Origin of the sequence: Flavobacterium glaciei (genome assembly GCF_003350545.1) — a bacterium.
Taxonomy (GTDB): Bacteria; Bacteroidota; Bacteroidia; order Flavobacteriales; family Flavobacteriaceae; genus Flavobacterium; species Flavobacterium glaciei.
The window spans coordinates 87053-99935 of sequence record NZ_QQBA01000005.1 but is presented as its reverse complement, the minus strand read 5'-3'; the positions used below and the strand labels follow the sequence as shown (position 1 = coordinate 99935).

16 protein-coding genes are annotated in these 12883 nt (G+C 31.9%); 7 read left to right on the top strand and 9 right to left on the bottom strand.

The window, feature by feature from the left end; genetic code table 11:
- Nucleotides 1-63 precede the first annotated feature (63 nt).
- The 3 genes from rplI to rpsF all read right to left on the bottom strand — a co-directional run bounded on the left by rplI (nt 64) and on the right by rpsF (nt 1213).
- A complete protein-coding gene (gene rplI, locus DFR66_RS06265) occupies nt 64-504 on the bottom strand; it encodes a 50S ribosomal protein L9 (RefSeq protein WP_114753986.1) in 441 nt (146 codons plus the stop codon).
- A gap of 65 nt (nt 505-569) precedes the next feature.
- A complete protein-coding gene (rpsR, locus tag DFR66_RS06260; RefSeq protein WP_007138295.1) occupies nt 570-866 on the bottom strand; it encodes a 30S ribosomal protein S18 in 297 nt (98 codons plus the stop codon).
- 5 nt (nt 867-871) lie between these two features.
- A complete protein-coding gene (rpsF, locus tag DFR66_RS06255) occupies nt 872-1213 on the bottom strand; it encodes a 30S ribosomal protein S6 (RefSeq protein WP_113666020.1) in 342 nt (113 codons plus the stop codon).
- Nucleotides 1214-1378: 165 nt separating this feature from the next.
- Between rpsF and DFR66_RS06250 the strand changes: the two genes are divergently transcribed.
- Entirely contained in the window at nt 1379-2074 is a 696-nt protein-coding gene (locus DFR66_RS06250) for a LytR/AlgR family response regulator transcription factor (RefSeq protein WP_114753985.1), read from the top strand.
- Between the two features lie 12 nt (nt 2075-2086).
- Here the strand turns inward: DFR66_RS06250 and priA are convergent, their stop codons facing one another.
- The 4 genes from priA to nadC form a co-directional block, all read right to left on the bottom strand.
- Complete coding sequence (gene priA / locus DFR66_RS06245) at nt 2087-4537, bottom strand: replication restart helicase PriA (RefSeq protein WP_114753984.1); 2451 nt, start codon at nt 4535-4537, stop codon at nt 2087-2089.
- A gap of 65 nt (nt 4538-4602) precedes the next feature.
- Entirely contained in the window at nt 4603-5031 is a 429-nt protein-coding gene (locus DFR66_RS06240; RefSeq protein ID WP_114753983.1) for a DUF2147 domain-containing protein, read from the bottom strand.
- Between the two features lie 121 nt (nt 5032-5152).
- The gene (locus DFR66_RS06235; protein ID WP_114753982.1) at nt 5153-6061 is read right to left on the bottom strand and encodes a YihY/virulence factor BrkB family protein; all 909 of its coding nucleotides are present in this window, start codon (nt 6059-6061) and stop codon (nt 5153-5155) included.
- Nucleotides 6058-6915 carry a carboxylating nicotinate-nucleotide diphosphorylase gene (nadC, locus tag DFR66_RS06230; protein WP_114753981.1) on the bottom strand — a complete coding sequence of 286 codons (858 nt, stop codon included), beginning with the start codon at nt 6913-6915 and terminating at the stop codon, nt 6058-6060. Before nadC ends, DFR66_RS06235 begins: the two co-directional genes overlap by 4 nt.
- Before the next feature lie 251 nt (nt 6916-7166).
- Here nadC and DFR66_RS06225 point away from each other — a divergent pair, with 251 nt between their 5' ends.
- The 3 genes from DFR66_RS06225 to rlmH all read left to right on the top strand — a co-directional run bounded on the left by DFR66_RS06225 (nt 7167) and on the right by rlmH (nt 8843).
- Nucleotides 7167-7643, top strand: coding sequence for a hypothetical protein (locus DFR66_RS06225; RefSeq protein WP_242008639.1), 477 nt, complete (start codon nt 7167-7169; stop codon nt 7641-7643).
- 116 nt (nt 7644-7759) lie between these two features.
- Complete coding sequence (locus DFR66_RS06220; protein WP_114754077.1) at nt 7760-8251, top strand: CIA30 family protein; 492 nt, start codon at nt 7760-7762, stop codon at nt 8249-8251.
- A 118-nt stretch (nt 8252-8369) separates the two neighbouring features.
- Nucleotides 8370-8843, top strand: coding sequence for a 23S rRNA (pseudouridine(1915)-N(3))-methyltransferase RlmH (gene rlmH / locus DFR66_RS06215; RefSeq protein ID WP_114753979.1), 474 nt, complete (start codon nt 8370-8372; stop codon nt 8841-8843).
- 32 nt (nt 8844-8875) lie between these two features.
- Here the strand turns inward: rlmH and DFR66_RS06210 are convergent, their stop codons facing one another.
- Both DFR66_RS06210 and folP read right to left on the bottom strand, forming a co-directional pair.
- A complete protein-coding gene (locus DFR66_RS06210; protein WP_114753978.1) occupies nt 8876-9496 on the bottom strand; it encodes a hypothetical protein in 621 nt (206 codons plus the stop codon).
- A 2-nt stretch (nt 9497-9498) separates the two neighbouring features.
- Complete coding sequence (gene folP / locus DFR66_RS06205; protein WP_114753977.1) at nt 9499-10323, bottom strand: dihydropteroate synthase; 825 nt, start codon at nt 10321-10323, stop codon at nt 9499-9501.
- Nucleotides 10324-10484: 161 nt separating this feature from the next.
- On the opposite strand from folP, the gene DFR66_RS06200 reads away from it, so the two are divergent.
- The 3 genes from DFR66_RS06200 to DFR66_RS06190 all read left to right on the top strand — a co-directional run bounded on the left by DFR66_RS06200 (nt 10485) and on the right by DFR66_RS06190 (nt 12880).
- A complete protein-coding gene (locus DFR66_RS06200; protein WP_114754076.1) occupies nt 10485-11030 on the top strand; it encodes a DUF1599 domain-containing protein in 546 nt (181 codons plus the stop codon).
- A gap of 19 nt (nt 11031-11049) precedes the next feature.
- Entirely contained in the window at nt 11050-12150 is a 1101-nt protein-coding gene (locus tag DFR66_RS06195; RefSeq protein ID WP_114753976.1) for a BT_3928 family protein, read from the top strand.
- A 232-nt stretch (nt 12151-12382) separates the two neighbouring features.
- On the top strand, nt 12383-12880 hold the full coding sequence (locus DFR66_RS06190) for a TlpA family protein disulfide reductase (protein ID WP_114753975.1): 498 nt from the start codon (nt 12383-12385) through the stop codon (nt 12878-12880).
- Nucleotides 12881-12883 lie beyond the last annotated feature (3 nt).

Here is a 12883-nt window from a genome sequence, read left to right as displayed (position 1 = left end):
AACAAAAAAAATCACTCCGAAGAGTGATTTTTTATATTTTATTAACAAAAAGTTAACTGAATATTATTTTTCAGCAACGATTTCGTAATCTAATTCTACGATAACATCTCTGTGTAAACGAACACTAGCAGTATACTTACCAGTACGTTTAACAATTCCGCTTGTGATGAATTTTCTTTCGATTTGTTGTCCACCTTTAGCTAAAGATTCTGCGATATCAATATTCGTGATTGAACCGAATAATTTTTCACCACCTGCTTTTGCAAAGATTTTAATTTCGATAGCTTTTAAAGCTTCTGCCAATGCTTTTGCATCTGCTACAACTTTAGCTTCTTTATGCGCTCTTTGCTTAAGGTTTTCAGCTAATACTTTCTTAGCAGAAGATGTAGCTAAATGAGCATGACCTTGTGGTATCAAAAAGTTACGACCGTAACCGTTTTTTACATTTACAATATCATCTTTAAATCCTAAGTTTTGAACGTCTTGTCTTAATATAAGTTCCATGTTGTTGTCCTTTGTTATAGAAGTTAGGTTTCATATTTCAGAAAACCAACAACTGAGTTGAATTATTATTTTAGTAAATCAGCCACATATGGCATTAAAGCTAAGTGACGAGCTCTTTTTACAGCAACTGAAACTTTTCTTTGGTATTTTAATGAAGTACCTGTTAAACGACGAGGAAGAATTTTTCCTTGCTCATTTACGAATTTCAATAAGAAATCAGCATCTTTATAATCAATATATTTGATACCTGATTTTTTGAAACGACAATACTTTTTAGTTTTGTTAGTCTCTATGTTTAAAGGAGTAAGATATCTGATATCTCCGTCTTTTTTTCCTGAAGCCGATTGTTGTAATGTTGCCATGATAATTAAGCTTTTGTAGATTTTAATTTAGTTCTTCTTCTTTCAGCCCAAGAAATAGCATGTTTGTCAAGACTTACAGTCAAGAAACGCATAACTCTTTCGTCACGTCTAAATTCAGTTTCAAAAGCAATAAGGATTTCTCCAGATACTTTAAATTCGAAAAGGTGGTAAAAACCACTTTTTTTGTTTTGAATTTCGTAAGCCATCTTTTTTAGGCCCCAGTCTTCCTTCGACACCATTTCTGCTCCTCTACTAGTAAGAAAATCTTCAAATTTGCTTACTGTTTCCTTTACCTGAACTTCAGATAAAACGGGATTTAAAATGAAAACAGTTTCATAATGATTCATAAATATATATTTATTTGTTATTTTGGGTGCAAAAGTAATCAATTAATTTGATTACACAAGTCTAATTCTGTTTTATTCGACGTACAGCAAAAAAATCCGCTCAATATGTTTTTTTTAAAAAAAAAAGTAGTATGTTTACTTTGCAAAATCTAAAACATCAAAATTATGAAACTAAACTGTGTAGTAGTCGATGATAGTTCTATTCAAAGAATGATTATCGCTAAGTTAGTTAATAATCATCAAAATTTACATTTAATCGGTGATTTTTCTAATGCAATCGAAGCTAGAAGTTGTATGTCTATACACAACGTAGACCTTATATTTTTGGATATCGAAATGCCCGTAATTAGCGGCTTTGATTTTTTGGATGGATTAAAAGTAAAACCTCAAATTATTTTCATTACCTCAAAAGCTGAGTATGCTATGAAAGCATTCGATTACGATGCTACAGACTACCTTCAAAAACCAATAGCAATTGACCGATTTAATGCATCTGTCAAAAGAGCCATTGATTTACATCTTCTTAAAAAAGAAAACAAAGAAGAAGAAGGGGAACATATTTTTATTAAAAGTAATTTGAAAAAATTAAAAATTTTCACTTCTAAAATAAAATGGATTGAAGCTTTTGGCGATTATGTAAGGGTCGTTACAGAGGAGGACAGCAACCTTGTACTTTCTACAATGAAATCTTTTGAAAATGATTTATCAAAAGAAAAATTTGTAAGAGTACACAAATCCTATATTATCAATATCGATAAGGTAGAGCGTTTCAATAGTAGATTTGCCGAAATTGGAATGACAAAAATTCCATTAAGTCGTCACAAAAAAGAAGATTTAGTAAAAGCACTTGCCTTTTCATAATCAACTGATTTTTTAATAAAAATCAACATTAGACGTAACTTTTATAGCTCTGTATTGAGCTACTGCTTCAAAACTATTCAACATTTTCTGGATAGTTTTTTTTGTGTTTACAATTGATGTATTCTGAGGGATTTTAATTATTATCGTACGAATATATTCATTCCTAATACGACTTATCGCAGGTTCTTCTGGTCCTAATACCGGCATATTCAGGTTCTGACTTATCACTTGATACAACCACATCGAACCTTCTTTTAATTTATTAAAATCACGTTGTTTCATAGTGAGTTTTATAATCCTGAAATACGGCGGGTATTTGTATATCTGACGGTCGTATAATTGTTCTTTATACATACCCAAATAATCATTATTAGTAACTTGCTGTATTGTATTATGATTAGGATTATACGTCTGGATAACTACTTTTCCTTGTTTCTCTGAACGCCCAGCCCTTCCTGAAACTTGAGTCAACATTTGAAAACTTCTTTCAAAAGCTCTAAAATCAGGGTGATACAACATGTTGTCAGCATTCATAATTCCCACCAAACTCACATTATCAAAATCTAAACCTTTGGCCAGCATTTGGGTTCCTACTAAAATATCCATTTCTCTATTCTTGAAACTATCAATAATTTTTTCGAATCCAAATTTTCCTCTTGTAGTGTCCTGATCCATTCTTCCAATTTTAGAATTTGGAAAAATGGATACTAATTCTTGTTCTATTTGCTCCGTTCCAAACCCTTTTGTAGTCAAATCAACACTCGAACAAGAATGACAATGTGAAGGTTTTGCCATTGTAAATCCACAATAATGACAACGCAACTGATTTTTATGCTTGTGATAGGTTAAGCTTACATCACACTGCTGACATTGTGGAACGTGACCACAAGTCAAACATTCTATAACTGGAGAATATCCGCGTCTGTTTTGAAATAAAATAACCTGCTCACCTAAAGACAATGCGAGATTGATTTCCTCGATCAAAACATCACTAAAATGTCCTGTCATTTTTTTACGAAAGTATTTATCTTTCAAATCCACCAATTCAATTTTTGGCATCTGAACGTTTCCATATCGTTCCGAAATCTCTACTAAACCAAATTTATCCGATTGAGCATTGAAATACGTTTCAATACTTGGCGTAGCCGAACCTAATAGAACTTTTGCTTTATGGGAATGAGCCAAAACTATAGCTGCATCACGAGCATGATATCGTGGCGCAGGATCTACTTGCTTAAAAGTTTGTTCGTGTTCTTCATCGACAATTATAAATCCCAAGTTATAGAATGGCAAAAACAAGGATGACCTCGCTCCTATCACTACTTGTGATTTATCAGAATTTATAAGTACTTGATTCCAAACCTCAATGCGTTCATTATTATTATATTTAGAATGAAAAACTGCTACTTTATTACCAAAATAAGTTCGCAATCTGCCTACTAATTGAGTTGTTAATGCGATTTCCGGTAATAAATACAGAATTTGTTTTCCAGTTTTTAAATACTCTTCGATGAGCTTGATATAGATTTCTGTTTTCCCACTCGAAGTGACACCATGCAACAAACAAACTTCTTTTTGATTGAAACTCTCTTTGATTTCATCAAAAGCTTTTTGCTGAGCTGAACTCAACTGCAATTGATCCTCGCGCATTTTCCCCGTGAAGTTTACACGGTCTTCCTGAAGCAAATAATCTTCGAATATTTCTTTTTCAATCAATGCCTTAACAATTGCCGAAGATGAATTAGCAGCTTCTACCAGTTTTTTTACGGTAATTGGCTTCTTCTCCACAGCACTCAATTGAAAATAATTTAATACAATTTCTTTCTGTTTATTGGCACTTTTGAGTGTTTCTAATAATTCGCTTAACCCTTCGTTTGATTCATATTTAGGATGCAAACGAACATAACGTACTAACTTTGGCTTGTATGTTTCTTGTATTTCTTCCTGAAGTACTAATATGTTTTTATCTATCAATTTTTGAATAACAGGAAAAATATTTTTCTTATTTAAAATTGACATTATATCCTGAACTTTCAAGGAACTTTGTTGTTGCAAAGCTTCATAAACCAAGAATTCATCATCCGAGAGCTGGCTTGTATCAACAATCAAATCTGTTTTTTGAGAAATTACGGTTTCGCTCTCCAGCAAAAGTGCACTTGGTATGGCACAACGATACACATCTCCAATGGCACACATATAATAGGAAGCAATCCATTGCCAGTGTGCGATTTGGATTTCAGTAACTATTGGTCTTTCATCTAGAATTTGTTCAATTTCTTTGGCTTCGTATAAAGCAGGTTTGTTTTGATGAATTTCTATAACTAATGCCGTATAAATTTTACTTTTACCAAAAGGAACTGCCAATCGCATCCCGATTTTTATATAATGGTACTCCGCTTCAGAGATTCTATAGGTAAATGTTTTGGCTAGAGAAAGTGGTAAAATTACTTCGACGAAATGCATTTCTATTTTATTATGAGTTTTGAGTTATGCTAATTCTTTTTTGAACTCATAACTCACAATTTAAATTATTTTACTCTATTCCAGGTCTGTGTTCTCCCAAATAATGCTACGCCAATGTATCCACGCACTTTTAATTTGTCATTTCCTTCAAGAGCCAAAAAGCATTTGTATAATTTTCCAGATGTTGGATCAAGAATTTTTCCTGAGTTATATTCCTTGCCATCTTTTGTTAGTCCTTTAATTATAACAAGTCCTAAAACTGGTTTGTTTTTTTCCTCGCCGGTACATGCTGTACACAAGCTTTTTTTCTTTTCAGCGTCTAATATGTCAATAATTTTTCCATACACTTTTCCCGAACGCTCATAGATTTCTACGATTGATTTAGCTTTTCCAGTTTCGTCGTCGATAGTTTTCCATTTCCCAATAACGCTATTGGATTGTGCATAAAAAGTCATTGAAACTAATAATGCCAAACTTGTAATTGTATTTCTCATTTTTTTATTTTTTAGCCCTGATAGAAGTGAAAATCCTTTTCTTTTTTTCTTTAAAAAAGAAAAGATTGTAACGAATAGCAGGAAATAGCTCCTAATTTTGAAACTATTTAGATTTAATAATTTACTCTTTTTTAGCTTTTAATTTATTTACTGTTGCATTTAATTCGAATCCTAAAAGCAAAATCATACAGTTAATCCAAATGTAAAACATCAAAATTAATAATGTACCTATAGAACCATATAATTCATTGTATTGTGAAAATTTTGTGACCCAGATTCCAAAAAAATATGAATCTAAAATGATTAAAACAGTAGTAAACACTGATCCTATCGAAATAAATGCGCGGTTTTTGTCGTGTTTTGTACCAAATTTAAAAAGTATCGAAGTGGTCATCAAAATCATCAAAATTACAAAAGCATAACGGCCAATTACGATTAATTGAATTTGATCACTAAAAACTGTTTTCTGAATCAAAACTTCAAAAACTACAATTATTGCAACTGTCACTAATAACAACAACGACAATAATAATGACATGCCCAATGCGACTACATATTGACGGATAAATCCTCTTTTAATAAGTACGTGACGCGAGGTTTCAAAGCCTCCCAAAATACCATTTAATCCATTTGCCATAAGAAAAATAGACAATATAAAACCAGAGGACAACAGTCCCGAATCACTGTTATTTAAAATATCACTGATGATTTTGTAAATTGCATCATACGTATTAGGCGGCACTCCGTCCTTGACAAACATCAAAAAATCTTCTTGAAAGCCTTCAATAGGAATGAATGGAATTAGATTTAAAATAAATAGGGCAAAAGGAAACAATGCCATAAAAAAACTGAAAGCAATAGCACTGGCGTGATATGTCAAAGCACTTTCGACAATTCCAAGTCCATATATTTCCATTAAATCATATAAGGATAAACCCTCCAACCAAGGGAGTTTTATCTTTTTTAGCAGATTGACCAAATTCCGCACTATTGGAATTCTCTGTAACTTAACTTCTATTTCTTTACTCATATAGCTTTTAAGCTCAAATCCATGTTATAAACAGAATGTGTCAATGCTCCAGATGAAATATAATCTACGCCACATTCTGCATAATTGCGGATAGTGTTTTCATTAATATTTCCTGATGATTCTGTTTGGCATTTATTACCAATCAAAGCTACTGCTTTTTTAGTATCGTCATAATTAAAATTGTCTATTAAAATTCTAAAAACTCCTTCACTTTTAAGTATTTCTTTAATTTCATCTAAATTTCTAGCCTCAACAATAATTTTTAAATCTAGATTATTTTCTTTTAAATATGTCTTTGTTTTAGCTATTGCCAAAGTGATTCCACCTGCAAAATCATTGTGGTTATCCTTGAGCATAATCATATCATACAAAGCAAAACGATGGTTTTCTCCTCCACCAATTTTTACTGCCCATTTCTCACAAGCCCTGAATCCCGGCGTAGTTTTACGTGTATCAAGAATTTTAGTATTAGTTCCCTGTAACAAGCGAACATATTCTTTGGTTTTAGTAGCGATGGCTGACATTCTTTGCATTGAATTCAAAACTACACGTTCTGATTTTAAAATGGATTGTGAACTTCCCGAAACATGAAAAACAACATCCCCTTTTTTAACTAGAGCTCCATCCTCGATAAAAGTTTCTATTTGTAAATTGGGGTCTACATATTCAAAAATCATTTTAGCTAAAGCGACTCCTGCAATAATTCCGTCTTCTTTTACAAGCAATTTAGCTTTTCCAGTAGCAGTAGCCGGAATACATGCCAAAGAGCTAAAGTCTCCAGGACCTACATCTTCCCGAATGGCATTTTCTATCAGTATATTTAACTCGTTTTTAAACTGTATATCGCTAATCATTTTATAATAAATTTATGGAATGCTAAAGTAAGATTTATTTTGTGGATTTGAAAATATGTACACTCCGTTCTTTCAAAAAAAGAGATAAATCAATGAGCTTAAACAAAGTATTAAATTTTGATTAAGATCAAAATATTAGAATTGATAATTTATCGCTTAATCAGATATTTTTATCTAACAAAATCAATTCTTTTATACTGTGATGTATAATTTAAAATCTTATATTTGAAGTAGTAACTAATAAACTGAATATGAAATCTTTTTTAAGCCTTCTATTTGTATCATCGATACTATTGACTTCTTGTAAAAAAGAAGCTGAAACACAAGACAATACAACTCCAACAAATTTAGTACCATTTACTGAAGTTGGTAAACAAATGAATGCTGAAGGCGCTTCAGCAACTCAGGTTCAACAAACTCCCAGCACGGTAAATACAAATAATGCTGCAGCAACTTCTGGTCCAATAGCTGCTGGAATGAATCCTGCCCACGGTCAGCCAAATCATCGTTGTGATATTCCAGTTGGAGCTCCTTTAAATTCTCCCGCAACTACAGCTGCAAGCAAACCTGTAGTTCAGCAACAAAGTCAAACAGTTCCTACTCCTGCTGTTACTACAACGCCAACACCAGCTCCTACAACACCAACTCCTGAAGGAATGAACCCACCTCATGGTCAAACTAACCATCGTTGCGATATTGCTGTAGGTGCAGCATTGCCTAAATCATAATTAATGTAAATATGAAAAATAAAACTGGCGTAAACTCTCTAGAATTTACGCCAGTTTTATTTTGATAATAACACCCATTGAAAAATAAGATTAAAAAAATTACAAACCCAACATCAATGAATGCTATAAAAATTTTTGATTTTAATTTAAAAAGTGACTTCAGTAATTGGAAAATTGTAAATGACGTAGTAATGGGTGGAAAATCCGAAAGCAAATTCTATCAAAATATAAATGGAGAGGGAACTTTTGAAGGCACAGTATCTTTAGAAAATAATGGCGGATTTTGTGCTGTAAAATATACTTTTGAGCCATTAATTTTAAAAAACGCTACACATTTTTGCATTCGGATTAAAGGGGACGGTATACAATACCAATTTAGGGTCAAGACTCATCAAACTGATTCCCATTCGTATGTATTTCCTTTTCAAACTAATACAGATTGGCAAACGATTGAAATTCCAATCTCGGAATTGTATCCCGCTTTTCGCGGACAAAAATTAAACCTACCTAATTATGATGGTTCTAATTTAGAAGAAATTACATTTTTGATAGGCAATAAAAAAAAGGAAACATTTCAATTGCTAATTGATAGAATTGAGGCAAAATAAATATTATTCAAACTTTTTTTTGTACAAACTTAAAGTCAGATTATTAATTTCTACCAAAGAAAAAGACAAATTGAAACTGTTAATTTCTCTATCTTTGCGCCTCTGAAATCCATCAAAAATGAACATCAAATTGATTGCTATCGGCAAAACTGATAACAAAGCCTTACAATCTTTAATAGACGATTATACCAAACGTTTGTCTTTTTATATCAAGTTTGATTTAGATATCATCCCTGATATTAAAAACGTAAAAAACTTGTCTGAAAGCCAACAGAAAGAAAAAGAAGGCGAATTGATTTTGGCAAAAATTACACCTACGGACCAACTTATATTATTGGACGAAAACGGAAAAAACTTTTCCAGTGTTGGATTTTCAGAAGAATTACAAAAGAAAATGAACTCTGGAGTAAAGACTTTAGTTTTTGTAATTGGCGGTCCTTATGGTTTTTCGGATACCGTTTATGCTAAAGCACAAGGGAAAATATCGCTTTCTTTAATGACTTTTTCGCATCAAATGGTGCGGTTATTCTTTATCGAACAATTATATCGTGGCTTCACAATTTTACGAAACGAACCCTATCATCATCAGTAATAAATTTGTTTAAAGTTTTCTTTGTTTGAAGTTTAGTAAATAAATTCCTGATTACTTTTCATTTCGACTTTTAAACTTTCAATAAAAATTTTATTTTGTATATAACTTTCAAAGCTTAAATCTTTATCAAACCTAAATAAAAAAGTAGTTGCAACATCTTTGGGTAAAACATTATTAATTAAGTCTTTAAGCTTTTCTTTTTTAAAAACTTGGTTCTCAATTAAAATCTCATTATTCTTATTGAAAAATATGATGGTTCCAATTGGTTTTTCCAGTTTGTAATACACATTTGTAAAAGGAATAAAAGCTAGATTTTTTCCAATTGTATCTGCGTACGAATAATAATTTTCGGCCTTTTCATTCTTGTGAGCTTTATCTTCGCGCTTTTTTTGCTGTAATTTCATGATTTCCGGAATAGCAAGTCGTAATGGCAAACGTTTGTCTACATTTAGAATCCAATTGGTCGAAATAATACTGTTCTTCCGGTTTACTTCTGCCAACGTATCTTTGCCTTTTGTTCTAAAAAAAATATAGATTGGCGAAAGATCAGCAACATTTTTGACAATTGTTGTACTTGCTTTTGGCAACAAAATATCTTCTTTGTTTCCACAAGAAAAAAGAGATAAAAGAACAATCAGCGTAAAATATTTCATGTTTATAAATTGATTTTATTGAATAAGTTAACGCATTCCATGGCTTCTTTCACATCATGAACACGAAGAATTTTAGCTCCTTTGGTCAATGCCAAAGTATTCAAAACCGTAGTTCCGTTTAATGCATTATCGATTGTAGTTTCGAGCGTTTTGTAAATCATGGATTTTCTGGAAACCCCAACAAGAAGTGGCAGCTCCAGCATGTTAAACAATTCCATTTTTTGAAAAACTTCGTAATTTTGAGCTATTGTTTTGGCAAAGCCAAAGCCCGGATCGATAATCAAATCATTGATTCCAAAACTTCTGGCAACAGCTACTTTCTCCGAAAAATAGAATAACATTTCTTTTACAATGTCATCATACTCCGTAAGCGTTTGCATCGTTTGCGGATTGCCACGCATGTGCATCATAATATAAGGAACATTGTATTTTGCAATTATCTCAAACATTTTCTCATCCAGATTTCCAGCAGCAATATCATTAATAATGGCCGCACCGCTTTCAATTGAAGCTTTGGCTACCTCACTTCTAAAAGTATCAATCGAAATTATTGTCTCTGGAAAATGTTTTAAAACCAAATCTACAACAGGAACAATTCTCGAAATTTCTTCTTGTTCCGAGACAAATTCTGCATTTGGCTTACTGGAATAAGCGCCAATATCTATACAAATTGCGCCATCAAGGAGCATTTTTTCAACTTGAGAAAGTATTTCTATTTCATTTTTATACTTTCCACCATCAAAAAAAGAGTTGGGTGTCACATTCAAAATCCCCATAACTTTGGGAGTTGATAAGTCAACAAGTAATCCTTTGCAGTTAATAGTCATTTTTTTCAGTATTCAGTGTTTAGTCGCAGCCAACAGTTATCAAAACTACTGCATTAACATTAAAGCATTATGTTACGTTCGTGGTTAAGAATCTTTGTACTTTGTACTTCAATCTTAATTCTTTACTTTTGAAAAAATTTCAAGACAAATATACACCAATAATGAAGAATACTTCAAAGGAATATGATACTGTGATTGCGACTTGTCGTGCGCTGTATATCAACAAAATGAAAGATTACGGATGTGCTTGGCGCATATTAAGATTGCCTTCATTGACGGATCAAATCTACATTAAGGCCCAAAGAATAAGAAGTTTACAAGAAAACGAAGTTCGCAAAATTGATGAAGATGAAACTGGCGAATTCATCGGGATTATCAATTATTCGATTATGGCTTTGATTCAATTGGAATTAGGCGTAGTAGACCAACCCGATTTAGACGTTGCAAAAGCCACTGAATTATATGATGCTAAAATTAAATTGACCAAAGATTTAATGGAAGACAAAAATCATGATTATGGCGAAGCTTGGCGCGAAATGCGTGTAAGTTCACTGACTGATTTAATTTTACAAAAATTACTTCGTGTCAAACAAATTGAAGACAATAAAGGAAAAACATTAGTTTCTGAAGGGATTGATGCTAACTATCAGGATATGATAAATTATTCAGTTTTTGCATTAATTTTGATGGGTTTTGGAAATAAATAAGAACTACTAAGTACTCAATATGAAAAATATAATAACTCAATTTTCTAGAATTTTCGTTGGAATCCTGTTCATTATTTCTGGTTTGATAAAACTCAACGATCCGATAGGGTTCTCCTATAAATTAGCGGAATATTTTAGTGAACCCGTTTTTAACATGCCTATTTTTATACCGCTTTCATTATCACTTGCTTTATTTCTTGTGATTCTAGAGGTTGTTTTAGGAATTATGTTGCTTATTGGTTACAAAACCAAATTCACTGTTTGGAGTTTACTAATTCTGATTGTATTATTTACTTTCCTCACTTTTTATTCGGCTTACTATAATGTAGTAAAAGATTGTGGTTGTTTTGGAGACGCTTTAAAACTAACTCCTTGGCAATCATTTACTAAGGATATTGTTTTACTTTTCTTAATTTTGATATTATTTTTCAATCAAAAATTAGTGAAACCGTTGTTCAGAAATAATATACAAAACATAGTTATTTTTGCCAGTATCTTTTTATCATCACTTATGGGATATTGGGTTTTAAACCATTTGCCTATAATCGATTTCAGACCTTATAAAGTAGGTAACAATATTCAAAAAGGAATGCGAATTCCTGACGGAGCTGAAAAATCAGTGGTAGAAATGGTTTTCATTTACAAAGTAGGTGGCGTCGATAAAGAATTTACTGAAAAAGACTTGATGGCAATCCCGGAAGGTGCTGTATTTGTAGACCGAAAAGACAAAGTTATTTCAGAAGGTTACGTTCCTCCTATTCATGATTTTACAATGGAAAAAGACGGTTCTGATTACAAAGATGAATTTTTAGAATCACCAAAATTGATGTTGATTACCGCTTATGATTTAGTCAATGCAGATCACAGTGGAATGGAAAAAATGGAAAAACTGAATCAAGAAGCTAAAGCAAAAGGATATCAGGTAATCGCAATGACAGCCTCTTCACCAGAAGAAATAGCAGCTTCAAAAAAACAATTCGGATTGACATTTGACTTTTATTTTTGTGATGCCATCACGGTAAAAACGATTGAAAGAGCCAATCCAAGTATCGTTCTCATTGAAAAAGGAACAATAAAACAAAAAGTTCATCACAATGATATTGCAGATTTAAAATTCTAAATTATCCATAAATACTATAAAGTCGTAAAGTCCAAAACAGGAAACTTTACGACTTTTTTGTATAAAAAATAATGGCAATTGCTATTCTGAGAAATCATGACGTTAATATCATTCAATTATTTTTAAACTATAACGTTATTGTTTTATCAATTTCGGATAATGTTTTCAAAATTTCTTATTCTTTATACCGCATTCAAATTGTTTGTTTAACTTTGTTAAAAACAATACTAAAATGATAAAATTAATAGCATTATTAATTGCATTTGCCACATTTTCTTGCACATCAAATGCACAAAAAACTGATTTCTCCGCTACAGCATTATCAGAAACACTTTTAGCCACGGATGGAAGTCAAGTTGCTTTTAAGGATATTTTAAAAAAATATAAAGGAAAGACATTAGTAATAGAAGTTTGGGCTTCATGGTGCGGCGATTGTGTAAAAGCAATGCCTAAACTAAAAGAATTACAAGCTAACAATCCTGATGTTGCTTACTTGTTTATTTCAATGGATAAAACTGCTGATAAATGGAAAGCTGGAATTGAAAAACATGAGTTAAAAGGTGGACATTTCATGGCAAATGACCAAATGAAAGGTGTATTTGCAAAAGCAGTTGACGTAGATTGGATTCCAAGATACATCATTGTAGACAAAAAAGGAAAAATTGTTTTATACCGTGCCATAGAAACAGATTTTGAAAAAATCAATGAAACCTTAAAAAGTTTGAAATAATCA

Bases quoted from the DNA above. Each gene is read 5' to 3' on its own strand.
- rplI (WP_114753986.1), bottom strand. From the start codon at position 504: ATGGAACTTATATTAAGACAAGACGTTCAAAACTTAGGATTTAAAGAT.
- rpsR (WP_007138295.1), bottom strand. From the start codon at position 866: ATGGCAACATTACAACAATCGGCTTCAGGAAAAAAAGACGGAGATATC.
- rpsF (WP_113666020.1), bottom strand. From the start codon at position 1,213: ATGAATCATTATGAAACTGTTTTCATTTTAAATCCCGTTTTATCTGAA.
- DFR66_RS06250 (WP_114753985.1), top strand. From the start codon at position 1,379: ATGAAACTAAACTGTGTAGTAGTCGATGATAGTTCTATTCAAAGAATG.
- priA (WP_114753984.1), bottom strand. From the start codon at position 4,537: ATGCATTTCGTCGAAGTAATTTTACCACTTTCTCTAGCCAAAACATTT.
- DFR66_RS06240 (WP_114753983.1), bottom strand. From the start codon at position 5,031: ATGAGAAATACAATTACAAGTTTGGCATTATTAGTTTCAATGACTTTT.
- DFR66_RS06235 (WP_114753982.1), bottom strand. From the start codon at position 6,061: ATGAGTAAAGAAATAGAAGTTAAGTTACAGAGAATTCCAATAGTGCGG.
- nadC (WP_114753981.1), bottom strand. From the start codon at position 6,915: ATGATTAGCGATATACAGTTTAAAAACGAGTTAAATATACTGATAGAA.
- DFR66_RS06225 (WP_242008639.1), top strand. From the start codon at position 7,167: ATGAAATCTTTTTTAAGCCTTCTATTTGTATCATCGATACTATTGACT.
- DFR66_RS06220 (WP_114754077.1), top strand. From the start codon at position 7,760: ATGAATGCTATAAAAATTTTTGATTTTAATTTAAAAAGTGACTTCAGT.
- rlmH (WP_114753979.1), top strand. From the start codon at position 8,370: ATGAACATCAAATTGATTGCTATCGGCAAAACTGATAACAAAGCCTTA.
- DFR66_RS06210 (WP_114753978.1), bottom strand. From the start codon at position 9,496: ATGAAATATTTTACGCTGATTGTTCTTTTATCTCTTTTTTCTTGTGGA.
- folP (WP_114753977.1), bottom strand. From the start codon at position 10,323: ATGACTATTAACTGCAAAGGATTACTTGTTGACTTATCAACTCCCAAA.
- DFR66_RS06200 (WP_114754076.1), top strand. From the start codon at position 10,485: ATGAAGAATACTTCAAAGGAATATGATACTGTGATTGCGACTTGTCGT.
- DFR66_RS06195 (WP_114753976.1), top strand. From the start codon at position 11,050: ATGAAAAATATAATAACTCAATTTTCTAGAATTTTCGTTGGAATCCTG.
- DFR66_RS06190 (WP_114753975.1), top strand. From the start codon at position 12,383: ATGATAAAATTAATAGCATTATTAATTGCATTTGCCACATTTTCTTGC.